We start from the raw sequence: 26,877 nt of genomic DNA, 5'->3' as shown, positions 1-26,877 counted from the left end.
TCTAGCACCCTGCCCGCCAGTATTGAGCCAGTGTGTCGCGTTGACGCAGGTGCTTGAAGCCGTCAAGAGCGCTCGACGCCCCCGCCTGTCAGGCTGCGTAAGGCGTGACTCGATCTGAACGATCCTGTAATCAGATATTTCCTGCATAAAAGCGCTGCATCCGATGTCAAACCCTTCGCGACCATGTTGATTGATGGCTTGCCGCCGTCTGCGTGTCACTACAGGAGTTCCACATGTGCGATCGAGACCCCCTGCAATGCTTCATTCCGCCCTATATGCTTGAGCATATGGCGCAGTCACCCAAGGCACTGATCAGTTCGCGGGCCATTGCCAACCTCACCAGCAGTTCGGCGTTTCTGGCCTCACGCCTGAGTGCCCGGACAATGCCCTCCATGCATGCGGTCAGGTCACCTGACGGCAAAAAACAGCGCATGATTCACGATGCTGGAGGCACCGATCAGCTTCCCGGCAAGCTGATCCGCGCCGAAGGCCAGGGGCCGACGGGCGACGAGGCGGCGGACGAAGCCTATGCCGGTTCCGGTGATGTCTACGATTTTTATAATCAGCTGTTTGAGCGTAACTCTCTGGACGACAACGGCATGGCACTAGTGTCGACCGTGCATGTCGCCGAAGTGGATTTTCAGGGTGATTTCGTTCCACTGAGCAATGCCTATTGGAATGGCAGCCAGATGGCTTACGGCGATGGTGACGATCTGGTTTTCAAACGATTCACCGGCAGTCTTGAGGTCATCGGCCACGAGCTGACCCATGGTGTGCAGAGCTTTACGTCCAACCTTGATTATCGGGGCCAGTCCGGCGCACTGAATGAGCACTTTGCCGATGTCTTCGGCATGCTGGTGCGCCAATGGAAAGAAGGCACCAGCGCTGCCGAATCGGACTGGCTGGTCGGCAAGGAACTACTGGTCCCCGCGCCTACCCGGCGCGGCATTCGGGACATGGAGCATCCGGGAACCGCTTACGCGAACGATCCTGACCTGGGTGACGACCCGCAGCCTGCGAGCATGTCGGACCTTTATACGGGTGCCAAGGACCGGGGCGGCGTGCATATCAATTCAGGCATCCCCAACCGGGCGTTCGTGCTGGTGGCCAAGGCGCTGGGCGGAAATGCCTGGGAAGTGGCCGGCAGAATCTGGTATGAAACGATGCTGGCGTTGACATCGGACAGCCAGTTCGTCGATTGCGCCAGAACCAGTATCAAGGTGGCCGCAGATCCACGCTTTGGCGCAGATGCGAAGAAGGCCGTCCAGGCGGCCTGGAAAAAGGTCGGGGTAAAGGTTTAATCACTCAAAGAGGCCTAACAATGAAAGTCTGTCTAGTGCAATCAGGTGGCTTTGCTGGCGCGATCAAGCGCTGTGAAGTGGACACTGCGACTCTGGAACGCCCTGAGGCCGAGCACCTGGAGCGTCTGGTAAGTGACAGCGGACTGAATCAGTCGGGCGAGGCATTCAATGATGAAGGCCGGGACCTGAATCAGTACGAGATCACCATTGAAGACGAAGCCAGGGCCATTTGCATGACGTTCGACGAGCAGAACGTACCGCAGGCCGCACGACAGCTGCTGGGCTACCTGAAACAGCGCGCACGCCCCGCAAGACCTTGAACCCTGCCGCCAGCTGTTGCGTGACGCTCGACGGGGCACTGGCGGCTTTCTGGTCTACGTAGTCCCTGAACGAATAATGGCTCAGTGACATATGAACCACCCCCGTCCTTCACGGTCAATGCTTCATACCGCCTGTTTTGTGGCGCGACGCTCAGAAAAAAAGACCACGCATCCCATAAAGAGGTATCTTTCCGTGCCTCGAATTTTCAACCCAGTTAGTTGCATCTACGGCGTCGATGAGCACTGTGCATTCCACTGAAAAACAACCGGCTCTAATCATTTGCGAACACTGCGATTCGCTCTATGAAGCTCAGCCCTTGAAACCCGGCGAAGTCGCTTACTGCCTTCGCTGTCGAGCCGTGCTCGGGCGTGGGCGTCACACGTCGATCGAGCAGTTGCTGGCATTGACGATTGCTGCGGCCATGCTGTTCATCTTTGCCAACATCTTTCCGGTCATCAGCATCAACATGAAGGGACTGACCAACGAAGTCACCCTCTGGGAATCGGTGGAGGCACTGGCCCAAGGGCGGATTACCATCATCGCTCTGGTGGCGGGTCTGTCGATCATTTTCGCCCCCCTGCTGCAGATCACACTGCTGTTCTGGGTGTTGCTGCACGCCAACAGCGGCGTTGTCGCTCCCGGATTCAAGACCTGCATGCGCGCGCTTGAGCACCTGCGTCCCTGGAGCATGCTCGAAGTGTGCATGCTGGGCATTCTGGTTGCCATCATCAAACTGTCGGGCATGCTTGATGTTCATCCGGGCGTAGGCCTTTGGGCCATGGCCATGTTGATGGTGCTGATTCTATTGATTGCCAACAAGGGCATCCGCAGTCTGTGGGATGAACTGGGGGTCGAGCCTGCATGAATGGCATACCGTTCGCCCGCGAACACAAGCTTTCTCTGTGCCACATCTGCGGTTACGCCTGCCCGGAAGAGGTAACGTGTTGCCCTCGATGCGACTCTGCCGTGCATCGACGCAAACCCAACAGCATCGCCCGCACCTGGGCATATCTGATTGCAGCGTTGATTTTCTACATACCGGCCAATGTGTTGCCGGTCATGTATACCTCGCTGCTGGGCAACAGCAGCCAGAACACCATCATGAGCGGCGTGATCGAATTTTTCGAAAGCGGCTCATGGGACATCGCGATATTGATTTTCGTGGCCAGCGTGGTGGTCCCCTGTGTGAAGTTTCTGGTGCTGGGCCTGCTGCTGATTACCTGCCAGCGCCGCAGCCAGTGGGCCATGCGCGAACGTGCCCGCCTTTACCGGTTCATCGAGCTGATCGGCTATTGGTCGATGCTCGACGTGTTGGTGGTCGCACTGGTCGCCTCCCTTGTGCAGTTCCGCGAGCTGAGCACCATCGAGCCGCGTATCGGCATTCTGTTTTTTGGTCTGGTAGTGGTGATGACGATGTTCGCCGCCATGAGTTTCGATCCCCGGCTTATCTGGGATGCAGAGGTTGAAGATGTCTGACAATACCCTCCCCCCGTCTGATTCAGTGCCACGCCCTGAGGTCAAACGTCGTCGCGTTCGTGTTTCGCTGATCTGGCTGGTGCCTATCGTCGCCGCGCTGATCGGCCTGTCCATGGCGTTCCATGACTGGATGAATATCGGGCCCAGGATCACGGTCACGTTCCTGACGGCTGAAGGCCTTGAGGCCAACAAGACTCAGGTCAAATACAAGAACGTGGTAATCGGCATGGTGACCGAGATCGCGCTGAGCGATGACCGTACCCATGTGCTGGCGACCATCGAACTCAATAACAGTGCGCATCCCTTCACACGGATCGACAGCCAGTTCTGGGTCGTACGACCGCGCATCGGCGCACATGGCGTCTCGGGGGTCGATACCCTGCTGTCAGGTGCGTTCATCGGCGCCGATGCGGGCAGCGCCCAAGACACCAAGAATGAGTTCACAGGCCTCGAAACACCGCCTCCCATAACGTTCGGCGAAAAGGGTAAACGCTTCATTCTCCACACTGACGACCTCGGCTCGCTGGACATTGGTTCGCCGATCTATTTCCGTCGTATCCAGGTCGGTCAGGTTGTCGGTTATGACTTGTCCAAGGACGGTCGTGGCGTGGATATCCAGATCTTCATCAATTCCCCGAACGATCAGTACATCACCACCGATACCCGCTTCTGGAACGCCAGTGGCGTGGACGTGACGGTCGGCGCGGCCGGACTGAAGATCAATACCCAGTCGCTGACGTCCATCATCTCCGGCGGCGTGGCCTTCCGGGAGCCGAACTGGAGCCCGGAATCAAAACTCGCCGACGAGAACGCGGAATTCAAGATTTTCGACGATCAGGCCACCGCCCTTGCTCCGCCGGATGGCGAGCCTCGCTACATCCGCATGCGTTTCAACCAGTCGCTGCGTGGCCTGACGGTCAATTCGCCGGTGGACTTTCTGGGGGTGAATATCGGCAAGGTGGTGTCGGTGGACCTGGATTACGATCCGGCCACCAAGACATTCCCGGGCATCGTCGGCGCGGTGATCTATCCCAAGCGTCTGGGGGCAGCGGAAGCCAAGCTCAAGGAACTGGGTGGCAAGGGTGATGAAGAGGAGCAGTCCGCCAGGGTACTGGGCGCGTTCGTCACCAACGGTTTGCGAGCACAGGTTCGCACCGGCAACCTGCTGACCGGCCAGCTGTACATTGCAATGGAATTCGATCCCAAGGCCCCCAAGGTCGCGTTTAATTCCAAGGCTCGTCCTCTGGAGATTCCGACCGTGCCCGGCAGCTTCGACAAGCTGCAGGAGCAACTGCAGGCGTTTGTCGAAAAACTCAGCAAACTGCCTATCGACGAGCTGGCCGGCAACCTCAATGGCAGCCTGAGCGAGCTGCAGAAGACCCTCAAGCAGGTCAACAGCAGCGTATTGCCACAAATGCGCGGCACCTTGCAGCAGGCAGAAAAAACCCTGGGGACCGCGAACGACTCCTTTGCCGAGGACTCGCCGGCGCGTCAGCAACTGGGCCAGGCGATGGATGAAGTGCAGCGCACGGCGCGCTCTGTCCGGGTATTGACTGACTTCCTGAGCCGCCACCCTGAATCGCTGATACGTGGGCGTACCGGCGATGCCGCACCACGCTCATTCAACGCCCCCTCTTCATCCCGAGCCATTGCGGAGCCAAACCCATGACCCTGCGCCTGAAACTGGCTGTATTGACTGCTGCGCTGGGTATCAGCGCGTGCACGTCGACCCAGACCCACTACTACACCCTGATTGCCCCGATGGCTTCGACCGGCAAAACGGCCCCTCAGCCCGCGCCGTTCCAGTTCGAGATGCTGCCGGTGGTCATGCCCGTTCAAGTTGACCAACCGCCGCTGGTGGTGCGTCAAGGTAACGGCAGCCTGGCCATTCTGGACACTGAACGCTGGGGCTCGCCGCTGGGTGACGAGTTCCATGACGCGCTGACTCCGCAGCTCGAACAGCGTTTCGGCAGCCGCGACATGGCTGGCCTGCCCAAGAACACTGAGCAGCCGGTGCTCTCCGTCCGCACGGATGTCCGGCGTTTCGAATCGGTTCCTGGTAACTATGCGTTGATCGACGTGGTCTGGACCCTGTCGCTTCGCAATGCCGGAGCCACCGCGGGCAGCAAACGGACCAACCTCACCTGCAGCAGCGTGATCCGCGAACAGGCAGGCCCCGGCATGGAAAGCCTGATCATCGCCCATCAGAAAGCCGTTGCACGGCTGGCGGGCAAGATCGCCGACACTGCCCTGAACTGGGCGCAACAACCTGCTTCGCGCTGCCTCTGACACCTGCTTGAACGAGGCCTTCCCAGGCCTCGACAACTCCTTGTACTCAGCCGGTCATTCGAATCGTACGTCCATCGCAAATAGTTCAAGTTCGTATAAATCGTTACCATTACGTTTAAATCATCACTTACAATGTGCCAGCATTCAGGCAGATTGTTGATCGTCTGCGCTCATGCTCTGCGGGCGTATTGAACCGGAGGTACTCCGGTCTCTGTCACATATAGCCCTGGGCCCCCTTACGCGTGAAACGCCACTGGAATACCCCCCGCTGGCGGTACCATGAGGACAGATTTATGACAGGAATTGGTCCACGCCTTAAACAGGAGCGACTGCGCCTCAAGCTCTCGCAAAACGCACTGGGTGCCATTGGAGGCGTTGAAACTAACGCCCAGGGCAATTACGAAAATGGTATCAGATCGCCTAAAGCGGATTACCTCTCCCGCGTTTCAGACGCTGGCATTGACGTCAGCTACGTTGTCACCGGATTCAGCCTTGAACACTCCACGCCGCGCGTAGAAGGGGTGGATAGCAACCACTCGGAACGGCTCAGTCGCGTCATTGGCCGCCTGCACGGTAACCTGCATGACGTCACGCAGAATCTGTATCACGTCACCCGTCTGGTCGAAGCCCGCTCGGACAAGGCCCAGCATGACTCCAGCGATCTTGAGGCCATCAAGGAAGACGCCGAAGCCATCACCATTGCCACTGTGCGCCTTATTTACATGACCTCAAGGCTGGGGTAGCTCCATAGAATCCGGTTACAATATCGCAGCCCCTGTGTGACCGTTCAAGCCGGTGCACGGGGGTGCCTGGCCCATCCATCGCTATCGTTGATACTCGTCAGCAATCGCCTCCAAGTACCGGGTACTTTTCCGTTTTCCGGTTGAAACCTCGACCAACATTGCCATTAGCCCATCTTCGCAGCCGGTGTCCTCACCTCTCCAGGCCGCCAGGAAAGGACACCCATCATGCCCACCGAATTCGATCTGCGGGCCCTGAACCCATCGAGACGCCTCTGCCTAAGCAGCCAGTAACAACGTTTCGAAAACACAAAAATAAGTGTTGATGTGTCGATTACACATATATATCGTAGAGCCTCATCCGGTCGAGCATACCGTTCGGCCTTCAGGGCATTCGGGGTCCCACCCGAGCCCTCACTGACACGGCAGGTATCAACATGACGACAATAGGCATTCTTGGTTCGGGCGCTCTGGGTTCAAACGTGGCGCGCGCTTTGGCTAACGCAGGTGTTTCAGCGACGATTGCGAACAGCCGCGGTCCGGAATCGCTCAAGGATTTCACTGCCCAAACCGGCCCCCTCATCAAGGCAGTCACGGTTGCAGAAGCGGCCAGCGCCGATATCGTCCTTCTCGCGTTGCGCTGGAGCGACCTGCCTCAGGTGCTGGGCACATTGCCAGCCTGGAACAACCGCATCGTGATCGACGGCACCAATGCTGTGGAATTCCTTGACCCGCAATCCCCTGACGCCAATGATCCGGGCAATCCACTGGCGGCTTACGGCATTAAGGCGATCGATCTGGGCGACAGGCATTCAAGTGAAGTCGTTCGCGAACTGGTTCCGGGGGCAAGGCTCGTCAAAGCCTTGAACCACCTGGACGTGCAGGTCCTCACGCAACCTGAAGTGTCAGGCGGTCAGCGCGTCCAGTTCTATTCGGGTGACGACGCAGATGCCAAGAGCGCAGTGCGCAAAATCCTCGAAACCGTCGGTTACTTCCCGGTCGACCTGGGCACACTGGACGTCGGCGGACGACTGGCCACCCTGCCCTTTGGCTCGCTGGCTGCAATCAACTTCATCAAAATCGCTTGAAGCCAGTGACCTGGGTGATCTTCAGCGATCGGAGTGCGCGGGAAACTCATGGCTACGCAGCTTTTCCATCACCAGCTCAATGAACGCTGAAACCGCCAGTGGCAAATGCTGGCGGCTTGGGTACAGCACATGCAGACCGTGGCTGGTTCGCTGATACTGCGGCAATACTGGCACCAACCGACCTGCCTCAAGGTCGGAGCGGATCAGCGACGCAGGTAGCAGCGCGATCCCCAGGCCTTCCAGTGTGGCCCGGCGCAGTGCCTGGGCCGTATTGGCGTTGAACCGGCTGGCCAGTTGTACCTCATGCTCTGCGTCATCCGGCCCGATCAGCCGCCAGGTCGTCAGGCCGCTGGGATGACCGGCGCTGACGCAGAAATGGTCGGCCATGCCCTCCAGCCCATTCGGAATGCCATGTGCTTTGAGGTAGGAAGGACTGGCAACCATGCCTTCCCTGCCTGCCTCGATCAGCTGACGCCCGACGTACCCTGAGTCCAGCAAGGGGCCGCCTCGGAACGCAATGTCCAGACGATCGGCGATCAGGTCGCATCGCGCGTCATCGAGAACGAATTCCAGATGCACCCTGGGGTATCGGGCAAGAAAACCGGCAACCCACTTCATTGGAAAGAAGTCGAAGAAGTCCGCCATCGCCGCGATACGCACCTTGCCGCTTGGTACATCACCGCCAGAAACAAGTTGCTCGCCTGCCTGCATGAGGCCATCGACCGACGCCATGCACCGCTCGAAAAATGCCTGTCCCTGTTGAGTCAGCACCAGCTTGCGGGTGGAACGTTGCAATAATCGCGTGCTGAGCTGCTCCTCAAGTTGTTGAACACGTCGACTGACAGTGTTGGAGGGTATGCCGAGCTGGCGCGACGCCTGCGCGAAACTTCCGCTGCGCACGACCTGAACGAATAGCGCGATGTCATTGAGGTCGAGCATACGAATATCCATTCCTTTTAAATATGGATGATTTCAATCCAACTACACCAACTAATCAACCAATCAATAGCGGCATATGCTGTGATCCAAGGCAATACAGCCTCCCTTGAGGGCACCTCCATGGCAATCCAACACGCCGCATCCGTCGCAATCAACAAGCAACCGCGCGCCATCATCCACCGTACCCGCGGCACCCGGCAGGGACCGATTACCCGACTGATGAGCCCTGGCGATCTGGGGCAGCACCTCAAGCCTTTCGTCTTTCTCGACCACTTTGGTTTCAAGCCCGAACCGGGCCAGAAAGGTTTTGGCATGCACCCGCACTCAGGTATTGCCACCTTCACCTACATGATTGAAGGCGAAGTGGCTTACGAAGACACCACCGGAAAATCAGGTGTCCTGCCCGAAGGCGGAGTGGAATGGATGAATGCAGGCAACGGCGTGTGGCACAACGCAAAGCCCGTGAACAGCCTGGCGATGAGGGGCTTCCAGCTCTGGGTTGCGCTCCCGGCCGCTCAAGAGAACGGTCCTGCCGTCAGTGTTTACCTGGACTCGTCAAAAATCCCTGAGCAAGGCCCGGCACGGGTGCTGCTTGGAGAATACGGCACTGCAAAGAGCCGTATTCCAGCCCCCGATGGCATGAACTACCTCGCGGTCAATCTGAAAGACGGCGAGCATTGGCGCTACACGCCACCCGCTGGCCACACCGTAGGCTGGCTGGCGGTCAATACCGGACAACTCGATGCAAACGGCCCGATCCAGGCCGGCGAACTGGCGGTATTCGAAGAGTCGGATCGGGCAATCGAGCTAGTGGCACAAGGCGATACCTCTTTCGTGTTGGGCTCGGCGATCAAGCATCCGCACGACCTTGTAATGGGTTACTACTCGGTGCACACCAGCAAGGCGGCGCTCGATCAAGGTGAAAAGGAGATCAAACGCATCGGCGCCCTGCTGCGTGAGCAAGGCCGCCTGGGCTGAAGCGATCAGCCAGTCAAAACCAGGCCGCCTTTCGTCAGGAAGACGGTCGGAGTACTCAACCAACTGCTGCCGGAGCCAGTCAAGCAGCGCGTCAAAACAGCGCGTTGAGAGAGGGGCCAACCCCCGAAATCTTAACAAGCTGAATCGTTTTTCCTATCGGATGGAACTCATACAGCACACACCGCCCTAAGCCTCACATCTGTACTGGCACGACGCTGGTCCCACGTGAAGGACGTTATACCCATGTCTTCAAGCATCACCTCGACAGCGGCAGGTCAGCCGGGTCGAAAGCAGGCCTCTCCCGGTCGGCTGATCTTCATTTCCGTACTGGTCGCAACCATGGGCGCACTCGCGTTTGGTTATGACACCGGCATCATTGCCGGGGCACTACCGTTCATGACCCTGCCCATGGACCAGGGCGGCCTGGGCCTCAATGCGTTTACTGAAGGTCTGGTCACCGCCTCACTGATCGTCGGCGCAGCGTTTGGGTCGCTGGCCAGCGGATATATCTCGGACCGTTTCGGAAGACGTCTCACACTGCGTTTGCTGTCGGTATTGTTTATCGTCGGCGCGCTGGGCACCGCGACGGCGCCGTCCATTCCTTTCATGATTGCAGCACGCTTCCTGCTGGGCATCGCGGTGGGTGGCGGCTCGGCAACGGTTCCGGTGTTCATCGCCGAAATTGCCGGACCGTCTCGGCGTGCGCGACTGGTCAGCCGTAACGAACTGATGATCGTCAGCGGCCAGTTGCTGGCCTATGTGCTGAGTGCCGTGCTGGCGGCCTTGCTGCACACGCCAGGCATCTGGCGCTACATGCTGGCCATCGCGATGATTCCGGGTGTGTTGCTGCTGGTCGGCACCTTCTTCGTACCACCCTCTCCGCGCTGGCTCGCGGCCAAGGGCCGTTTCGACGAAGCTCAGGACGTGCTGGAACAGTTGCGTGATACCCAGGAAGATGCGCAGCGCGAAGTCGATGAGATGAAGGCGCAGGACAAACAGGCGCGCAATCGCCCTGCCGTCAAAGACCTGCTGCGTCAAAGCTGGGTCATCAAGCTGCTGCTGATTGGTATCGGGCTGGGCTTCACGGCGCAGTTCACCGGCGTCAACGCGTTCATGTACTACACACCGATCATCCTCAAAAACACCGGTATGGGGACCAATGCTGCGCTGACCGCAACCATCGGCAACGGCGTGGTATCGGTCATCGCCACGCTGCTCGGCATCTGGGCGATTGGCCGGTACGGCCGTCGGCACTTGCTGATGACCGGTCTGGTCATGGTGATCCTGATGCAGGCTGCCTTGGGCTGCGTCCTGCAATTCATGCCCCAGAACCTGACTCAGAGTTATGCTGCGCTCGCCTGCATCCTCGTGTTTCTGCTGTTCATGCAGATGTGCATCTCGCCGGTCTACTGGCTGCTCATGTCAGAACTGTTCCCGATGCAGGTCAGGGGTTTGCTGACCGGCGTGGCTGTGTCGATGCAGTGGCTGTTCAATGCGTCGGTGGCGTTTGCGTTCCCCATCGCGGTGGATGTCATCGGCAATCCGACGTTCTTCGTCTTTGCAGCTATTAATATCGGCTCGTTGGTCTTTGTCTTCCTGTGCCTGCCTGAGACAAAAGGCAAGTCGCTTGAGCAGATCGAAAAGCATCTGAAAAAAGAGCTGTGATGACACGCCGGGAATTGTGTGCATTTTCGATGACTTCGTTGATCCTCCAGGCACGACTGAACTGCCGCCCAAGATATTGACAAGACTTGGCGTGCGTTCAGTCATAAGCTGGCAGGCACTGCGAGCGGTTCGAGAAGGCTGACAGTCCGTGACCGCAACGCATAACCGATGATTTGAGCAGCACAAGGTGAGCCGAGCGGTGATTGCACGACGACAATTCAGCAGCGCCATGCGCGGCAAAAACCTGCGTTACCTGGGTGAGGCGAACGCGCAAGAGAAACGCCTGACCCGGGTCGCCTTCCTGCTGCTCGAGCACTTTTCGCTGCCTGCCTTCACCCAGGCACTGGATACGATCGTCACTGCCAACCTGCTGCGCCCGACACTCTTTTCCTCAATCACACTCGGGTTGCAGGCGGGCGAAGTTGTCAGCGACCTGGGGCTGGTGATTCGTCCGGACCAATGTCTGGATGTCGCCACCCTGCAACACATCGACCTGCTGGTAATGTGTGGCGGCTACCGCACGGCGCTCAAGGCAGAGCCCGAGCTGATACAACTTCTGCAGATGGCGTCTGATCAAGGCGTGACGCTGGCCGGTCTCTGGAATGGTGCCTGGTTTCTCGGCGCGGCAGGCCTGCTTGAGGGCTATCGCTGCGCCATTCACCCGGAGCACCGCGCTGCCCTGGCCGAGATTGCCAAGGTCACGCACGTGACCAGTGAAGCCTGGGTGATCGACCGGGACCGACTCACTGCCTCAAGCCCCACCGGTGCCTTTCATCTGGTGCTGGAGTGGATCAAAGGGCTGCACGACAAGGCGCTGGTAGAAGGCATCGAAGATATTTTGTGCTTTGAAGAATCACGCTATCGAAGAGTCAAACCCAGCGTGAATCTCTCGGTGAGTGCGCCGCTGCGAGAAGTCGTCAAGCTGATGGAAGCCAACCTCGAAGAGCCACTGGAACTTGAACAACTGGCAGTCTATTCGGGCAGGTCGCGCCGTCAGGTCGAGCGGCTGTTCCGGGAACAGTTGGGCACGACCCCACAACGCTATTACCTTGAGCTGCGGATCACCGAGGCTCGCAGGCTGCTGCAACACACCGAAATGTCGCAACTGGAGGTGCTGGTCGCCTGCGGTTTCGTTTCACCCAGCCATTTCAGCAAGTGCTACAGCGCGTTCTTCGGTTACCGGCCGTCCAAGGAACAACGACGGGTCAAATAATGCTGATCGCGCTTAAAGTCCAAGCTCCGATAACCCCGGGTGATCGTCCGGACGACGCCCGAGCGGCCAATGGAATTTGCGCTCCGACTCCGATATCGGGACGTCATTGATGCAGGCAAAACGGTTGGCCATCAGCCCATCGTCGTTGAACTCCCAGTTTTCATTGCCGTAAGAGCGAAACCAGTTGCCAGAATCGTCGTGCCACTCATAGGCATAACGGACAGCGATGCGGTTGCCGGCGAACGCCCAAAGCTCCTTGATCAGGCGATAGTTCAGTTCCTTCTTCCATTTGCGCGCCAGAAACTGTTGTGCCTGTTCTCGATTGACGATGAACTCGGCCCGGTTGCGCCAGTGCGTGTCCGGCGTATAGGCCAGCGCGACTTTCTCGGGATTTCGGCTGTTCCAGCCATCTTCGGCCAGACGGACCTTTTCGATGGCCGATTCATGGGTGAACGGTGGCAGTGGCGGACGGTTTGCGGCGTTGGATGACATGTCGAAGCCTCAAGGCGGGTTGGCCATGGAGGTAACCAGACCTTGCCGCACGCTGCAAGCCCCAAGGCCAGCCGCTCGGATGTCTCTTGCTGTCGTCTCAAATCTACAGGCATCATACCGACACATTTTGCCCTCGTCGCGATGCCTCTCATGACTCACCGCCCTGCTCCTTTTCCCGCCAACGAGGCTGATCGAATTCGGTCTCTGGAGCATCTCGGCATACTGGACAGCGCGCCTGAACCGGGCTTTGACGATGTCGTGCTGCTGGCGACAACCGTGTGCGACACCCCTATTGCGCTGGTTTCGCTGATTGACCGTGAGCGCCAATGGTTCAAGGCCTGCATCGGCCTGGACGTGCGTGAAACTCACCGTGATCTGGCGTTCTGCGCACACGCGATTCTCGTGCCGAGCGATGTGCTGGTGATAGAGGACGCCACACTGGACGCCCGCTTCGAGCACAGCGCACTGGTGCTCGGACCGCCCTACATTCGGTTCTATGCCGGTGCGCCAATCATCAGCGACGCGGGTCTGCCGATGGGCACTGTCTGCGTGATCGACACGCGACCGCGCAGCCTCAGCGAACCACAGCGCCTGGCCCTTCAGGCGCTGGCACGACAGACCGCCAGCTTGATGCAACTGCGCATGCTCAATGGGCAGCACGAGCAGCGCGCTGCCGCGCTGAGCCAGGAACTTGAGCACGCGCAGGGTCATAACCGCACAACCGAGCGAAACCTGCGCCATTCGCAGCGTGTTTCGTCGCTGGGTATGCTGACGGCAAGCATTTCCCATGACTTTAATAATCTTCTTCAGGCACTGAGCGCCAGCCTGCAATTGATCCGTATGCGCGCTCGGCGTCCGGCAGATGTCGAAAGCCTCAGTGATACCGGTTTGCAGGCGGTCGAGCACGGGCGACAACTGGTCAGCCGCCTGCTGTCAAGCGTCCGCCAGGACGGGCCGGAACTGATCTGTATCGACGTGAGCGAACGCCTTGAGGCTGCCCGGGACCTGTTGCTGCGCTCGGTCGGCAACGAAATGGAGCTGTCGTTCGACCTTGCGGCCAAGGGCTGGGGGGTGTTGTGCGTCGAGGCGCAATTGCACGCGGCTGTTCTGAACCTGCTCGCCAACGCCCGAGACGCAATGTCCGGGCCTGGCAAAGCCTGTATCGCCACACAGATGGAATCCATCGAGGATGACCCGCGACTGCCGGAAGGCGATTATCTGGTGATCAGCGTGACCGATAACGGTCCCGGCATGCCTGATGAACTGGCGAAGCGCATTTTCGAACCCTTTTTCACCACCAAGAAGACGGGGCTGGGAACGGGCCTGGGACTGGCCCAGGTGCAGGAGTTCGCCGTGAATGCCGGCGGCGGCGTGCGGGTCGAGACCTCGCCGGGCGACGGAACCTGCATGAAGCTCTACCTGAGAATACTGGGACGCATCGACACCGGCCTGCCTCACTCCGGGTAAATACACCGGCTTGGTCATTGGGCACCTCAACCCATTGCTGCTTGCGATGATAAGGGCCGCTCGTCGCACCACTGGAAGTTGCCGCCGAAACGCACGTCTGGCCAAGCGTTCGGTCACTATGCTTTTTTCAAGGGACGCAGGACCTCCCTGGGGCAACGAGAAACCGACAGGACTCTCGATCACCTCATCGCTCACCTGTCCCTAAATCAGAACAGCCCATGAAAGTTGCGCAAATCGCTCCCTTATACGAATCCGTACCGCCTTCTTTGTACGGTGGAACCGAACGAGTCGTGGCCCACTTGACGCAAGCGCTTGTCGAACAGGGTCATGACGTCACGCTGTTTGCCGCCGGTGGTTCACGCACCACTGCAGCGCTGGTCGAATGCCGTCATCAGGCACTGAGACTGGATGAATCAGGGTTGAAGTCAGAGCTGGCGTGCCACCTGAGCATGCTTCATGAGGTGCGCAATCAAGCCAGCGAATTCGACATTCTGCACTTTCATACCGACATGTTGCACTTTCCGTTTTTCGAGGCAGTCGCTCACAAGACCCTCACCACCCTGCATGGCAGGCTGGACATGGGAGACTTGTCAGACACCTATACGCGCTGGCCTGACTATCCTCTGGTCTCCATTTCGCAACACCAGCGTGGCCCACTTGCACACGCACACTGGATCGCCAACGTTCCCCACGGACTGCCTGACGTGGAGACGGACTTCAAGTCCGAGCACGGTGACTACCTGGTATTTCTGGGGCGTATCTCGCCGGAAAAACGTCCGGACCGGGCAATCGCCATCGCCCGCGCGGCCGGACTGCCACTAAAGATCGCCGCCAAAGTGGATTGGACTGATCGTAACTACTTCAACGCCGTCGTCCTGCCGCAACTCTGCGTACCCGAAATCCAGTTTCTGGGCGAAGTCGACGACCGCGCCAAGTCTGACTTGATCGGCAACGCCAGAGCCCTGCTATTCCCTATCGATTGGCCTGAACCATTCGGCCTGGTAATGATAGAAGCCATGGCCTGCGGTACGCCGGTCATTGGCTGGCGCTGTGGATCGGTGCCTGAAGTGCTTGACCACGGCGTCACAGGCCTCATGGTCAGCAGCGAGGAAGAGGCCGTCAAGGCTGTGCGCCAGGTGCTGGAGCTTGATCGGCAAACCATTCGTGACGTATTCAGAAAAAAATTCTCGGCAACCGTCATGGCGCAACGTTACGTCGGTCTGTACCGACAGCTTTTAAGAGGCCATGACATCACTGGATCGTAGGTGTAAACGCGATGAAGAAGTTACCGTCCAGCCATGAATCTGCCCCACCACTCCAGGTCGATGACCCGCCTTGCAGCCAGACGCTGTTCGTTCTGGTCAATCACAACATGTTCCTTGTGGCCAACGCGTTCGCCGATATCGAAGGCAGCGACGTTGGCTTGTTTCACCACGACACGCGGCTGCTGTCCGTCTATCGCCTGACTCTCGCGGGTCAGCGCCCGACGCTTCTATCCGCCGCCGTCAGCCAGAACAACGTCTATTTCATTTCCCACCTGACCCACCCTCCGCTGCCGGCGCTGGGCGCCGAAAACACAACGCAGGGCGTGTTGCACATCGAGCGCAAGCGCTTTCTGTGGGACGAGCGGATGTTTGAGAGAATCGTGCTGACCAACTACGGCGACCATCACAGCCTGTTGCCGATTGATCTGCAGTTCGATGCCGACTTCTTCGACATGTTCGAGGTGCGTGGCCAGAGCCGCCTGATGCGCGGTTCGATCAACCGTCCCGAGGTTTCGCAGTGCAGCGTTGTGCTCCGCTACCGTGGGCTGGATGATCAAGTGCGCACCACAGCCATCAGCTTTTCCGAAACACCTGCGCATATCGACGGGCACAGCGCCCGCTTCCAGATCGATGTACCTGCCCGCCAGTCCAGAACGCTGTACCTCGAAGTCGGCAGCAGCGTCGTCCAACCCACCCGCGAACGCTATCGTCTGGCCGCCGCACAGGCCTGCCGGGCGATGCGCAAAAAACAATGGCGTGGTGCTTGGCTGAAGGCTTCGGGCCGACTGTTCCAGGCCTGGCTGGACAAGTCCCGCGCCGACCTTGCGTTGCTGACCGCCGATTTGCCGACTGGCCCCTACCCCTACGCGGGCGTACCCTGGTACTCAACACCGTTCGGCCGCGACGCCATCATCACCGCCTACCAGTCACTGTGGCTGGACCCGGCACTGGCACGCGGCGTGCTCGCTTATCTGGCCGAACATCAGGCCATGGAGGCCTCGACATTCAGCGACGCGGAACCGGGCAAGATCATGCACGAAACCCGTCAGGGTGAAATGTCGAGGCTCAAGGAGTTGCCGTTCGCCCGCTACTACGGCGGCGTAGACACCACGCCGCTGTTCGTCATGCTGGCGGGTGCTTACGCGAAAAGAACCGACGACAGAGCGTTCATCGACACGCTCTGGGCATCGCTGGAGCGGGCCACGCACTGGCTGGAACGCAACGCATCCGGCAACGCAGAAGGTTTCATCAGCTATCACCGCGCCGAATCCACGGGGCTGGCCAATCAGGGCTGGAAAGACAGCCACGATTCGATCTTCCACAGCGACGGCCGCTCCCCCGAAGGCCCCATCGCGTTGGTCGAAGTCCAGGGCTATGCCTGGCGCGCCTACCTGGCCATGAGCGAACTGGCCAGAATTCGCGGCGACGAAAAAGCCGCTGCCCACTGGCAGACCTGCGCCGAGCAACTGCGCGATGCGGTCGAGCGGCGCTTCTGGATGGAGGACCGGCAGTTCTACGCCCTGGCACTGGATGGTGCGGGCGAACGCTGCAATGTGAAAGCCTCCAACGCTGGTCATCTGTTGTTCACTGGCCTGCCCGCACCTGAACGCGGCAGAGCCGTCGCGCGCCAGTTGCTGGCCGGCAACTTCGACAGTGGCTGGGGTCTGCGCACGCTGGAAAGCGGCGCCATTCGCTTCAACCCGATGTCGTATCACAATGGCTCCGTGTGGCCGCACGACGTTGCCCTGTGCGTGGCCGGAATTGCCCGCTACGGCGAACAGGCAGGTGCCATTCACATCCTGAGCAGCGTGTTCGAGGCTGCCACCTACTTTGGCATGCGTCTGCCAGAACTCTACTGCGGCTTCAAGCGTGGCGCAGGCGAGCCCCCCATCGCCTACCCCGTCGCCTGCCTGCCTCAGGCGTGGGCGGCAGGCTCGGTATTCATGCTGCTGCAAGCCTGCCTGGGCATCACCATCGATGCCGCCGAAAAACGCGTCGTTGTCACCCACCCTCGCTTGCCGATCGGCATAGACCGGCTTGAAGTGCGACGTCTGAGGTTTGGTGAGTTCCAGATTGATTTGACCGTGCAGCGGATTGGCGAGCGGGTTACGGCGTTCATCGAACGCCAGCAAGGCCCAGGCGTGGTGAGAATGGACGTGAGGCTCTAGGCCCAGTTCGCCAAAAGGCGTGGCGCAAACCCGCTGGGCCGTGACGTCGGCCACCTCGGGGCATTGTCGCGACAGGCCGCTTCGCGCATCATGCCGTTGCCACCCTCTCGACGCCCTTTATGAAACGCTACGAAAAATTTGCCGCGGACATTGCCGAAATGATCCGTAGCGGGATTCTGCCACCCGGCGAAAAAGTCCCCTCGGTCAGGGTCGCGAGCCGCCGGTATTCGGTCAGCCCGACGACGGTTTTCAAAGCCTATTACCTGCTTGAAGACAAAGGCCTGATCCAGGCCCGTGCCCGTTCAGGCTATTACGTTCGCGAATACGGCCCGCAGACCATGACCGAACCCGAACTGGTCAGGCACGTCAGCGAAGGCACCGAGGTCGGCGTCAGCGAGCTGATCTACTCGGTGCTGGCATCACTCAAGGACCCTGACACCGTTCCCTTCGGTTCAGCCTTTCCCAGCCCGAACCTCTACCCGCTGCCACGCCTTGCAAAATCGATGGGCGCAGCAGTCCGGGCGATGACACCCGCAGCTATCATCAATGACATGACCACCGGCAATGCCGACCTGCGTCGGCAGATTGCCTTGCGCTACATGATCGGCGGCACAGGACTGTCTGCCGACGAACTGGTGATCACCAACGGCGCTATGGAGGCCTTGAATCTCAGCCTGCAATGCGTCACCGAACCGGGTGATCTGGTTGCCATCGAGGCCCCCGCGTTCTATGCCTGCCTGCAGGTTCTGGAGCGGCTGAAGCTCAAGGCCGTGGAAATACCGGTGCACCCGCGTGACGGCGTGGATCTGGACTCCCTGGAAGAGAGCCTGAGTCGCCTGCCAATCAAGGCCTGCTGGTTCATGAGCAGTTTTCAGAACCCGCTGGGCGCCAGCCTTCCTCCGGAAAAACAGGCCCGTCTGTACGAGTTGCTGGACACTTATGACATCGCGCTGATCGAAGACGACGTTTACGCAGAGCTGTATTACGGAACCACAGCCCCGCACCCGATCAAGAGTCTTGACCGCAGTGGAAGGGTCATGCATTGCGGGTCGTTCTCCAAAACCCTCGCGCCCGGCTATCGGGTCGGCTGGGTGGCAGGCGGGCGTTACACCGAACAGATCAATCGCCTCAAACTCATGACCACCCTTTCCCCTTCAGTGCCCGCGCAGGCTGCGATTGCCGACTACCTCGATCATGGCGGCTATGACCGGCACCTGAGAAAGCTACGCGACACGCTGGAAATTCAGCAGGGCGCCATGCTCGCGGCGGCCGCCCGGTACTTTCCGGCAGGCACTCGCGTGACGAAACCGGTCGGCGGCTATTTTTTGTGGTTCGAATTTCCTGAACAGGTCGATTCGCTGCAGTTGTTTCAGAAAGCACTGGCGCAAGGCATCAGCCTGGCACCAGGGCCGATCTTTTCACCTTCACAGCGTTTTCGTAACTGCGCGCGCCTGAACCACGGCAGTCCATGGGATGAACGTTGCGAGCAGGCGATGGCGACGCTGGGCCGCATTCTCGCTACGTTCTGAAACCGCCGCCGACAAACTGATCTCTTTTTTTATTCGCTTTCTGAATCTGTACCATTTTCTGCCAACTCCCGATAATTGCCCTGCGATCCAAACTGATCAACGACGAGGTTTTCATGGGCAAGATGGCATTGGGTTTACTGGCATTTCTGGCATTCACGATTGCAGTCGGGCTGTTGGGGACGATACCGCCGTCCTGACATTCAGTGCTTTTTCCCGCTGGGCTTGAGCTTGTCGAACAAGCCAGTAAAGGGTGGGAATCAGGCCCAGGGTGACCAGCGTACCCAGTGCCAGCCCACCCATGATGGTGATTGCCATACTTTCCCACAGCGTTTGCTGCTTCACGCGGCGGCGACGCTCAATTCATACCGCGTCTGTTCCAGTCACTGCACTGGACATCATCACAGCCATGACGTTAACGTAAGCGGCAATCAAGATACGCAGTCATCACATCTCAACAAAAAAAAGACCGAGGATGCGACATGCTGAGCTATTGCGCTGGAGTGCAACACCCGCCCCTGCTTGATCACACCATAGGTACTGCGCTGTCAGAGGCTGTCATGCGCTGGCCAGAGCAAGATGCGCTGATCGTGCCCTTCCAACAGGTGCGCTACAGCTGGCGCGACCTCGGGCGCGAGGTCGATACGGCGGCTCGCGCACTGCTCACCCTAGGTGTCGAAAGGGGTCAGCGGGTCGGCATCTGGGCACCCAATTGCGCGCAATGGTGCATCACGCAACTGGCCAGCGCGAAGATCGGCGCGGTGCTGGTCAATATCAATCCGGCCTATCGCACCGCTGAGTTGACCTACGCATTGCAACGCTCGGGCTGCTCCTGGCTTGTGACCGCAGACTGCTTCAAGGAATCGGATTACCACGCCATGCTCGTGGAAGTCGTCCCGCAGTTGTTGAACACCCCGCCTGAGCGCTGGACAAGTGAAAACCTGCCGGACCTGCGCGGTGTCATCAGCCTGGCCGACAGCCCGCCGCCCGGCATGCTGGCCTGGCACACGCTACCTTCGCTTGCAGACTCAACACCCCCTGACGCACTCCAACGGCGCGCCGCCAGCCTCAACGCGCAGGACCCGATCAATATCCAGTACACCTCGGGCACCACCGGCTTTCCAAAAGGTGCCACGCTGAGCCATCGCAATATCCTCAACAATGGCTATATGGTCGGGCATAACCTTGGCCTGGGCGCTACGGATCGGCTGGTCATTCCGGTGCCGCTTTACCACTGCTTTGGCATGGTAATGGGCAACCTCGCTTGCCTCACTCATGGCGCGACAATGATTTACCCGGCACCTTCCTTCGAGCCTGTGGCGACACTGGAAGCGGTAGCCAGGGAACGGGCGACGTTCCTGTACGGCGTGCCGACCATGTTCATCAAGGAACTGGACCTGCCCGAACGACAGACGCTGGACCTGTCCAGCCTCAAGGGCGGGATCATGGCGGGCAGCATCTGCCCCATCGAAACCATGCGTCAGGTGATCGACCAGATGCACATGAGCGGGGTGCAGATCGCCTATGGCATGACCGAAACCAGCCCCGTGTCATTACAGACAGCCAATGACGACCCGCTGGAGTTGCGCGTGAGCAGCGTCGGGCGCACTCAGCCACATCTGGAACACAAGGTCATCGATGCGGCCGGCAATACGCTGGAACGCGGTCAGGTGGGCGAGCTGTGCACGCGGGGTTACAGCGTCATGCTGGGTTACTGGCAGGATGCCGAGGCCACGGCACGAGACCTTGATGCCGAGGGCTGGATGCACACGGGCGACCTGGTGCAGATGGACGCTGACGGTTACGTGACGATTGTAGGGCGCAGCAAGGACATGATCATTCGGGGCGGCGAGAACATTTACCCGCGTGAAATCGAAGAACTGCTGCTGCAGCATGCCGATGTGGCTGAAGCCTACGTCGTCGGCATCCCGTGCGAGCGCTACGGCGAAGAACTGGTGGCCTGGATCAGGCTGCATCCGGGACGCGCAACGGACGAGCAGGCACTGCGTGAGTTCTTTCGCCCACGGGTGGCACATTTCAAAGTGCCCAGGCATGTGCTGTTCGTCGACAGTTTTCCCATGACCGTCACCGGCAAGGTGCAGAAATTCAAAATGCGGGAACTGAGTGTGCTGCATCTCGCTGAAGGCCACGGGAAGCATTGAAAACAGGCCGAACGGGCGCTGCATCGTTCGGCACATGATTCTTCAAACGCAAAAACTCGTCAGTCACAAAAAAGCCGCCTTTAAAAAAGTAAATTTTTCACGTGTGAACTGCAGATAAAAATATGACGTGTCCGACGTGACTATTTATTTAAACACACACTTAAGCGTTATTGACGCATGCATTAATACTGTTGAGTGAGCATTAAACGTTAACGTCAAGAGCCTTTTACCTGACAACAACTCCTGAGGGTTCTCATACAGGCTGCACAGGTTATCAGGCCTTTAAACCTAATCACAGTTAGGTTTACCATAAAGACCAATAATAGCTATTAAATCAAAATAGTAGCAATTTTATTGTGATTTATTAATTTAAAACGATATAAAGCGCTAACATATAAGCCAATTACGCTTTGCCCTAACGGCCTGACTGTCCAAAAAAACCACACAGACCACCCTGTAGCCAAATGGCATCATTTAATAAATTGCACTTCCGGAATATTTTATAAAAAGCTGAACTTCTACGTTTCTTTCCGGACTTATTGTCCTGTCGGCAGCGAGAGTGCTGCGACAACCCAAGACTGTTTCCCTGCCACCATCAATCGAGATCCCATTGATGATCAGATCAATGCTGCCCGTTTTAGGCGCTGTACTTCTGTGCGCGCAAAGTTTGTCCGCACTCGCGGCGGATTCAATGCCCACCGCCAACACTGCAACATCGGACGCCCATGTACGACTGCAAGTAGAGGCCACACGCGACCAGATTTCCGGCGCGAACACAATCAACTCATCAAAAAAATCCGGGGCTGCCGCCTTGCTGGATGCTCCCGTCGATACCGATGACGCTCCGGCACAGGAGCAACGCCCGTGAACCCGTCCGACCTCTCCGCGTCTTGCCTCAGGAAAACACTTGCCTTGTCAGCGCTCAAACAGAGTCTGCGCCTCAGCCTGCTGACCTTCAGCGTCATGCAGGCCAATCTGGCGCTGGCTGCTGTCACCCCGGCCACCGGCAATGAAGTCGAGGCACGTGTCAGTTCGATCCTCGACAACATGAACACGTCGGAAAAGATCAACTTCACCCGCGTGAACGACGGGCACATGATCCCTTCCCTGCCCAAGTGGGGCATCAAGGGCACGGTGGCCTACGACTCGTCCATGGGCGTGCACGTCAACAACGCCACCTTCGGCGCACAGTACCCGTCGCAGTCTGCACTGGCGGCCACCTGGAGCATCAACCGCGCCAAGGAATTCGGTCTGGCGATTGCCTATGAAACCCGCATATCCGGTGGACAGCAGATGCTTTCGCCAGGCGTGAATCTTTATCGCACGCCCTACAACGGCCGTTCAGCCGAGTACGTGAGCGGTGAGGATCCGTTCCTCGGTGCAGTACTGGCACCCGCCATCGTCAACGGCATTCAGGTGCAAGGCATTCAGGCCAGCGGCAAGCATTACCTGGCCAACGAACAGGAAGCCAACCGTCAGGCCGTCGACGTGATCGCTGACGAACGCACCTTGCGCGAGCTTTACCTGCCGGGTTTCGAGTCGATGGTCAAGAACGCCAATGTCGCGTCGATCATGTGCGGTTTCAACAAGGTCAATGGCGACTACGCCTGTGAAAACCATCACTTGATCACCGAGGTGCTCAAGGGTGAGTGGGGTTATCAAGGCACGGTCATCAGCGACTTCAACGCCATTCATGACGCGTTCAAAGGTGCATGGGCCGGTACCGATATCGACATGCCCTCCGGCCTGCAATTTACCGAAGCCAACCTGTTGCCTTACCTGTGGAGCGGTCAACTGACCCAGAACGTCATCGATGACAAGGTCAAGCGCAACCTGCGCGCGGTTGTCAGCTACGACTTCCAGGAAAACCTCAACACCGCCAAGACGCTCGATCATCCCGAGTACGGCATGCGTGCCGCGTTGAACACGGCGCGTGAATCCATCGTGCTGCTGCGCAACGAAAACACCGCTGCAGGCACACCACTGCTGCCACTGGCGCGCACGGCGAAAATCGCGGTCATCGGCAACTGGGCACACGACGCGCCCGCCTCGCCCTTCGGCACCGCCAACTCGCCGCCCAACAGCTACGTGACTGAACTGAGCGGTCTGCAGCAACTGGCATCCAGTAGCGCCAACGTGACCTATCTGCCCGAACTGAGCCTGAATCCGGCCAGCTCGGCCTGGTATCAGCCGGCAACCGGCAACAACGGGATCAGCAATTCCGGGGTCAAGGCCGAGTACTTTTCCAACACCGGTTTCTCGGGCGACCCTGTCCTGACTCGCGTCGAGCCTGGCGTGAACCTGAACTGGACCACCGGCACCAACATCACCGATGCAGGCACCACGGCTGTATCAGGTTTCAGCCCGGCTGCCGGCGCGTTTTCGGCGCGTTTCACATCGGTGATCAAACCGACGGTTTCCGGCCCGCAGGTCTTCAAAGTGCGTGCAGACGGCCCTTACAAACTGTGGGTGAATGATGAGCTGGTGGTGCAAAGCGATGGCGTGCCTTACTCATCGGATGTGGTAAACGCACTCACAACCTCGGGCAAGACCGCGGCCCTGACAGCGGGCAAGTCGTACACCGTCAAGCTTGAATACCAACGCGTGCAGGGCAACTTCATCCCGGCTCTCGGTGGCATCACCGGCGTGCAGATGAGCTGGGCTTCGTTGCGTCCTCCCAAGGATCTGTCGACCTACGATGCGGTGGTCGTTGCCACGGGCAGCACTTATGAAAACGAAGGCGAAGGTTCTGACCACGGTTTCGACCTGCCAGACCAGCAGGCCGAACTGGTGAGCTACGTGGCCAAGGCCAACCCCAACACCATCGTCGTAATGCACGGCGGCGGCGTGGCGAACATGCAGCCTTGGGCCAACAAGGTCGGCGCAACGCTGCAAGCCTGGTTCCCCGGCCAGCAAGGCGGTCAGGCACTGGCCGAGATTCTGTTCGGCAAGGTCAACCCGTCAGGCAAGCTACCCATCACCATCGACAAGAAGATCGAGGACAACCCGAGCTACGCGTCTTACCCCGATCCGGCCGCTTACCGTGGCGACAAGGCACTGACTGAAATGACCTACAGTGAAGGCCTGTACCTGGGCTATCGCGGTTACGACAAGAAGCACGCCAAGCCGCTCTACCCGTTCGGTTACGGCCTGTCCTACACCACGTTCGGCTACAGCGACCTCAAGCTGTCGAGCAACGTGCTGACGCCAGGCTCCACCGTGGACGTGAAATTCACCCTGACCAACACCGGCGACAAGGCTGGTTTCGAAGTGGCGCAGCTGTACGTGCAGCCGGTCAAACCCGCCGTCGATCGCCCGGAGAAAGAGCTCAAGGGCTTCACCAAGGTGTACCTGCAACCGGGTCAAAGCAAGACGGTCAGCATCCCGATCGACTCGCGTTCGCTGGCCTATTACGTGGACAAGACGGCAAGCTGGGATGTGGACGCTGGCAAGTACAAGATTCTGGTCGGGGCGGACTCGGAACATCTGACGCTTAATCAGACCCTGAGCACGCTGTTCCCGGAAACACTCACCACCCGCGACAGCAACCCGCTGCCGTTGCCGCTGCGCAAGGCAGTGCAGGTGTCGGCTTCACAGAAATACTGAGGGTGTAGGTCCTTAAAGGCTCACTGATGAGCTTTTATATCCCTTCCCAGGCGTTGCACGTAAACGTCGAAAACCGCCATCACGTCCACGTCTTCAGGGCACCTGAGCCACTGAATCTGCAAGCCGTCCATGACCGAGAATATCTCCTGGGCCAGAGCTTGCACGTCGATATCCGCACGAATCTCCCCCGCCGCTTTCAACGCATTCAAATGACCACGTGCATGCTGGTGGGTCAGATGAAACCGCTCGTTGTGCCAGGACCAGGCCGGGTGTGAGGGTGAAAGGCTTTCAGTATTCATCAGCAACGCCGCCTGACACTCGGCCGCATCCTCGATGCTGAAACTCATGCTCAATTTGATGAACTTCAGAAAACCTTCAAGCGTCGGCTCTGTGGTCAGGTCCTGAAATCTGGACACAACCCTTTGATCGCGACGCTCCAGCAGCGCACTCAGCAGCGCCTGCTTGTTGGGAAAGTGATGCAGCAAACCCACGGTGGTGATCCCTGCCAGCGTCGCCACATCACGCATCGAAGCGCTCGAATAGCCGTTGCGGGCGAAGATGATCGTGGCCGCGTCCAGCAGGGCCTTTCTGCGCATGTCCCCCTTGGGTGCACGGCGGCGCTTGGGCTGCACCGCCTCTTCGGATTCATTCCCTGATTTTTCTGACATAAAACCTGATAACACCTTGAGCCGATGTGTCTTCAATGTTTCCCAGCGCCTGCAGCCTGGGCCCTGCGGGTGAAAAACCGCTTTGCGGTCACTGATGCGGTGAATATCGAGATCAGGGCGACCACGGCGTTACCCGTGAACATGCCCGGCACCGCGCCGCTGCCGCCAAACCAGTGAGCGCCGACGTACACGAACGGCACCGTACCGACTGTCGCACGCAGCCAGGCGAAGACTGCCACCAGCCATGAACGGTCCATGGTCATGAACACCGCGATCGCCACAAAGTCCAGGCCGATGATCACCCAGAGCGCGCCACCCAACCTGCAGTAACTCAAAAAAAACGTGCGAACCTCGCCTTCCAGTTGGTAGAGATCGGCGATGACGCCGCTGCACAATAGCAGCACCAGCCAGACCGCCGCCCCGTAACCGACCACCAGCCTGCGGGTAAAGACGATGGCCGAGCGGACCCGGTCATCCCGCTGCGCTCCGATATTCTGCCCCAGTATCGGGGCCAGCGCGCCCGGCAATGCGAAAAAGGCGCAGTAGGAAAATTGCAGCACGCGATCCATCACGCTCATGGCGGCCAGCGCCGAAGTGCCGAACGCGGACAACGAAGCGACCAGATAAGCCAGCCCCACCGGCGTCGCCAGATTGGCGGCCATGGCCGGCAGCGCCAGGCTGAAGGTTCGGCCTGCGTGATTGCGCAACAGCTTCAGATTGCGAGAAAAGGTCATGCCGATCCGCTTGCGCACCCAGTAAAGGCCCACGCAGGCAGACACACAACCAGACAGCGCGAACGCCAGCCCTGCGCCCTTCAGCCCCAGACCGAGCCCGAAGATGAACAGCGGATCAGCCACCGCGAGCGTCGCGGCACCTGAGAGCACCACACCCAGCGCACGACGGTTATCGCCAACGGTCCTGAGCATCTGCGCCGACATTTGCATCACCGCTTGCAACACCGTCGCGGGCAGCGCCAGCCAGATGAACCCGCGCGCCGCCTCGTAAACCGCCGCGTCAGCGCCAAGCCAATGGGTCATCGGCATCATCAAAGCCAACTGCAGCGCCGCAGCCAGTGCAGATAGCACGAGCATCATCAGCATCAAGCTGGCGCAGAGCCGCGCCACGGACTTGGTCACCCGATGACCGATACGCGCCGACAACACCGCAGTGGCCGCAATGATGAAACCGCTCGCCAGAGACATATTGACGAACATCATCACCTTGGCAATGCCAACAGCCGCCAGCAACACGGGGTCGTGCAGCATGGAGACGTAGACCAGCGTCAGGATGTCGACCAGAAACACCGCGAACAGACTCAAGGCACTGGTACTGGCCGTCGCCATGATGTGAAGCGGGATGGGGCCTTGGGTAAATGTCGCGCCGGATTGAGCCATTGCGCTCCTATGAACAGGCTGAGGTAAAAAGACCGGAGCATGCCGGCTAACGACTCTATTGCGGTAAACGCCCTCGTCAGGACTGCGCTCATCCCACCGATGCCAAAAACGGGCACACA

The 26,877-nt window shown here is 59.0% G+C and carries 22 protein-coding genes; 18 read left to right on the top strand and 4 right to left on the bottom strand.

Annotation, left to right across the window (positions count from 1 at the left end; all coding sequences use genetic code 11):
• Positions 1 to 233: 233 nt before the first annotated feature.
• The 8 genes from H8S56_RS00385 to H8S56_RS00350 all read left to right on the top strand — a co-directional run bounded on the left by H8S56_RS00385 (position 234) and on the right by H8S56_RS00350 (position 7,215).
• The gene (locus H8S56_RS00385) at positions 234 to 1,301 is read left to right on the top strand and encodes a M4 family metallopeptidase (protein ID WP_024687225.1); all 1,068 of its coding nucleotides are present in this window, start codon (positions 234 to 236) and stop codon (positions 1,299 to 1,301) included.
• A 20-nt stretch (positions 1,302 to 1,321) separates the two neighbouring features.
• Positions 1,322 to 1,621 carry a protealysin inhibitor emfourin gene (locus H8S56_RS00380; RefSeq protein WP_024687224.1) on the top strand — a complete coding sequence of 100 codons (300 nt, stop codon included), beginning with the start codon at positions 1,322 to 1,324 and terminating at the stop codon, positions 1,619 to 1,621.
• Positions 1,622 to 1,857: 236 nt separating this feature from the next.
• The gene (locus H8S56_RS00375) at positions 1,858 to 2,487 is read left to right on the top strand and encodes a paraquat-inducible protein A (protein WP_187517522.1); all 630 of its coding nucleotides are present in this window, start codon (positions 1,858 to 1,860) and stop codon (positions 2,485 to 2,487) included.
• The gene (locus tag H8S56_RS00370) at positions 2,484 to 3,098 is read left to right on the top strand and encodes a paraquat-inducible protein A (RefSeq protein ID WP_024687222.1); all 615 of its coding nucleotides are present in this window, start codon (positions 2,484 to 2,486) and stop codon (positions 3,096 to 3,098) included. Before H8S56_RS00375 ends, H8S56_RS00370 begins: the two co-directional genes overlap by 4 nt.
• Entirely contained in the window at positions 3,091 to 4,767 is a 1,677-nt protein-coding gene (locus tag H8S56_RS00365) for a PqiB family protein (RefSeq protein WP_187517521.1), read from the top strand. Before H8S56_RS00370 ends, H8S56_RS00365 begins: the two co-directional genes overlap by 8 nt.
• Complete coding sequence (locus H8S56_RS00360) at positions 4,764 to 5,387, top strand: PqiC family protein (protein ID WP_187517520.1); 624 nt, start codon at positions 4,764 to 4,766, stop codon at positions 5,385 to 5,387. The genes H8S56_RS00365 and H8S56_RS00360 overlap by 4 nt, the downstream gene beginning before the upstream one ends.
• A 293-nt stretch (positions 5,388 to 5,680) precedes the next feature.
• Complete coding sequence (locus H8S56_RS00355; protein ID WP_024687219.1) at positions 5,681 to 6,130, top strand: helix-turn-helix domain-containing protein; 450 nt, start codon at positions 5,681 to 5,683, stop codon at positions 6,128 to 6,130.
• 434 nt (positions 6,131 to 6,564) lie between these two features.
• Complete coding sequence (locus H8S56_RS00350) at positions 6,565 to 7,215, top strand: NADPH-dependent F420 reductase (protein WP_024687218.1); 651 nt, start codon at positions 6,565 to 6,567, stop codon at positions 7,213 to 7,215.
• A gap of 21 nt (positions 7,216 to 7,236) precedes the next feature.
• Here H8S56_RS00350 and H8S56_RS00345 read toward each other — a convergent pair whose 3' ends face one another.
• On the bottom strand, positions 7,237 to 8,154 hold the full coding sequence (locus H8S56_RS00345) for a LysR family transcriptional regulator (RefSeq protein ID WP_235986715.1): 918 nt from the start codon (positions 8,152 to 8,154) through the stop codon (positions 7,237 to 7,239).
• Between the two features lie 120 nt (positions 8,155 to 8,274).
• Here H8S56_RS00345 and H8S56_RS00340 point away from each other — a divergent pair, with 120 nt between their 5' ends.
• The 3 genes from H8S56_RS00340 (at position 8,275) to H8S56_RS00330 (ending at position 12,010) form a co-directional block, all read left to right on the top strand.
• Positions 8,275 to 9,132 carry a pirin family protein gene (locus tag H8S56_RS00340; RefSeq protein WP_024687216.1) on the top strand — a complete coding sequence of 286 codons (858 nt, stop codon included), beginning with the start codon at positions 8,275 to 8,277 and terminating at the stop codon, positions 9,130 to 9,132.
• Positions 9,133 to 9,375: 243 nt separating this feature from the next.
• The gene (locus tag H8S56_RS00335; protein ID WP_024687215.1) at positions 9,376 to 10,797 is read left to right on the top strand and encodes a sugar porter family MFS transporter; all 1,422 of its coding nucleotides are present in this window, start codon (positions 9,376 to 9,378) and stop codon (positions 10,795 to 10,797) included.
• Positions 10,798 to 10,996: 199 nt separating this feature from the next.
• Positions 10,997 to 12,010 carry a GlxA family transcriptional regulator gene (locus H8S56_RS00330; RefSeq protein ID WP_024687214.1) on the top strand — a complete coding sequence of 338 codons (1,014 nt, stop codon included), beginning with the start codon at positions 10,997 to 10,999 and terminating at the stop codon, positions 12,008 to 12,010.
• A gap of 12 nt (positions 12,011 to 12,022) precedes the next feature.
• On the opposite strand, the gene H8S56_RS00325 is transcribed toward H8S56_RS00330, so the two are convergent.
• Positions 12,023 to 12,502, bottom strand: coding sequence for a nuclear transport factor 2 family protein (locus H8S56_RS00325; RefSeq protein WP_187517518.1), 480 nt, complete (start codon positions 12,500 to 12,502; stop codon positions 12,023 to 12,025).
• 150 nt (positions 12,503 to 12,652) lie between these two features.
• Here H8S56_RS00325 and H8S56_RS00320 point away from each other — a divergent pair, with 150 nt between their 5' ends.
• From H8S56_RS00320 to H8S56_RS00290, 7 genes are all read left to right on the top strand, one after another.
• Positions 12,653 to 13,969 (top strand): sensor histidine kinase, encoded by a 1,317-nt coding sequence (locus H8S56_RS00320; RefSeq protein ID WP_024687212.1) that lies wholly within the window; start codon positions 12,653 to 12,655, stop codon positions 13,967 to 13,969.
• Positions 13,970 to 14,187: 218 nt separating this feature from the next.
• On the top strand, positions 14,188 to 15,234 hold the full coding sequence (locus H8S56_RS00315; protein WP_187517517.1) for a glycosyltransferase family 4 protein: 1,047 nt from the start codon (positions 14,188 to 14,190) through the stop codon (positions 15,232 to 15,234).
• A gap of 11 nt (positions 15,235 to 15,245) precedes the next feature.
• The gene (locus tag H8S56_RS00310; protein WP_187517516.1) at positions 15,246 to 17,402 is read left to right on the top strand and encodes an amylo-alpha-1,6-glucosidase; all 2,157 of its coding nucleotides are present in this window, start codon (positions 15,246 to 15,248) and stop codon (positions 17,400 to 17,402) included.
• 119 nt (positions 17,403 to 17,521) lie between these two features.
• Positions 17,522 to 18,931 (top strand): GntR family transcriptional regulator MpaR, encoded by a 1,410-nt coding sequence (mapR, locus tag H8S56_RS00305; protein WP_187517515.1) that lies wholly within the window; start codon positions 17,522 to 17,524, stop codon positions 18,929 to 18,931.
• Between the two features lie 479 nt (positions 18,932 to 19,410).
• On the top strand, positions 19,411 to 21,090 hold the full coding sequence (locus H8S56_RS00300) for an AMP-binding protein (RefSeq protein ID WP_187517514.1): 1,680 nt from the start codon (positions 19,411 to 19,413) through the stop codon (positions 21,088 to 21,090).
• A 625-nt stretch (positions 21,091 to 21,715) separates the two neighbouring features.
• Positions 21,716 to 21,958, top strand: coding sequence for a hypothetical protein (locus tag H8S56_RS00295; protein WP_024695066.1), 243 nt, complete (start codon positions 21,716 to 21,718; stop codon positions 21,956 to 21,958).
• A 44-nt stretch (positions 21,959 to 22,002) separates the two neighbouring features.
• A complete protein-coding gene (locus H8S56_RS00290) occupies positions 22,003 to 24,696 on the top strand; it encodes a glycoside hydrolase family 3 protein (RefSeq protein WP_187517513.1) in 2,694 nt (897 codons plus the stop codon).
• 20 nt (positions 24,697 to 24,716) lie between these two features.
• Here the strand turns inward: H8S56_RS00290 and H8S56_RS00285 are convergent, their stop codons facing one another.
• Together H8S56_RS00285 and H8S56_RS00280 are read right to left on the bottom strand one after the other, a co-directional pair.
• On the bottom strand, positions 24,717 to 25,364 hold the full coding sequence (locus H8S56_RS00285) for a TetR/AcrR family transcriptional regulator (RefSeq protein ID WP_187517512.1): 648 nt from the start codon (positions 25,362 to 25,364) through the stop codon (positions 24,717 to 24,719).
• Between the two features lie 32 nt (positions 25,365 to 25,396).
• Positions 25,397 to 26,758: an MATE family efflux transporter gene (locus H8S56_RS00280; protein WP_187517511.1), complete on the bottom strand. Its 1,362-nt coding sequence runs from the start codon at positions 26,756 to 26,758 to the stop codon at positions 25,397 to 25,399.
• Positions 26,759 to 26,877 lie beyond the last annotated feature (119 nt).

The sequence above is a fragment of the Pseudomonas triticifolii genome, from assembly GCF_014358015.1.
Taxonomy (GTDB): Bacteria; Pseudomonadota; Gammaproteobacteria; order Pseudomonadales; family Pseudomonadaceae; genus Aquipseudomonas; species Aquipseudomonas triticifolii.
The sequence above is the reverse complement of the archived record's forward strand: the minus strand, read 5'-3'. Positions and strand labels throughout refer to the sequence as shown.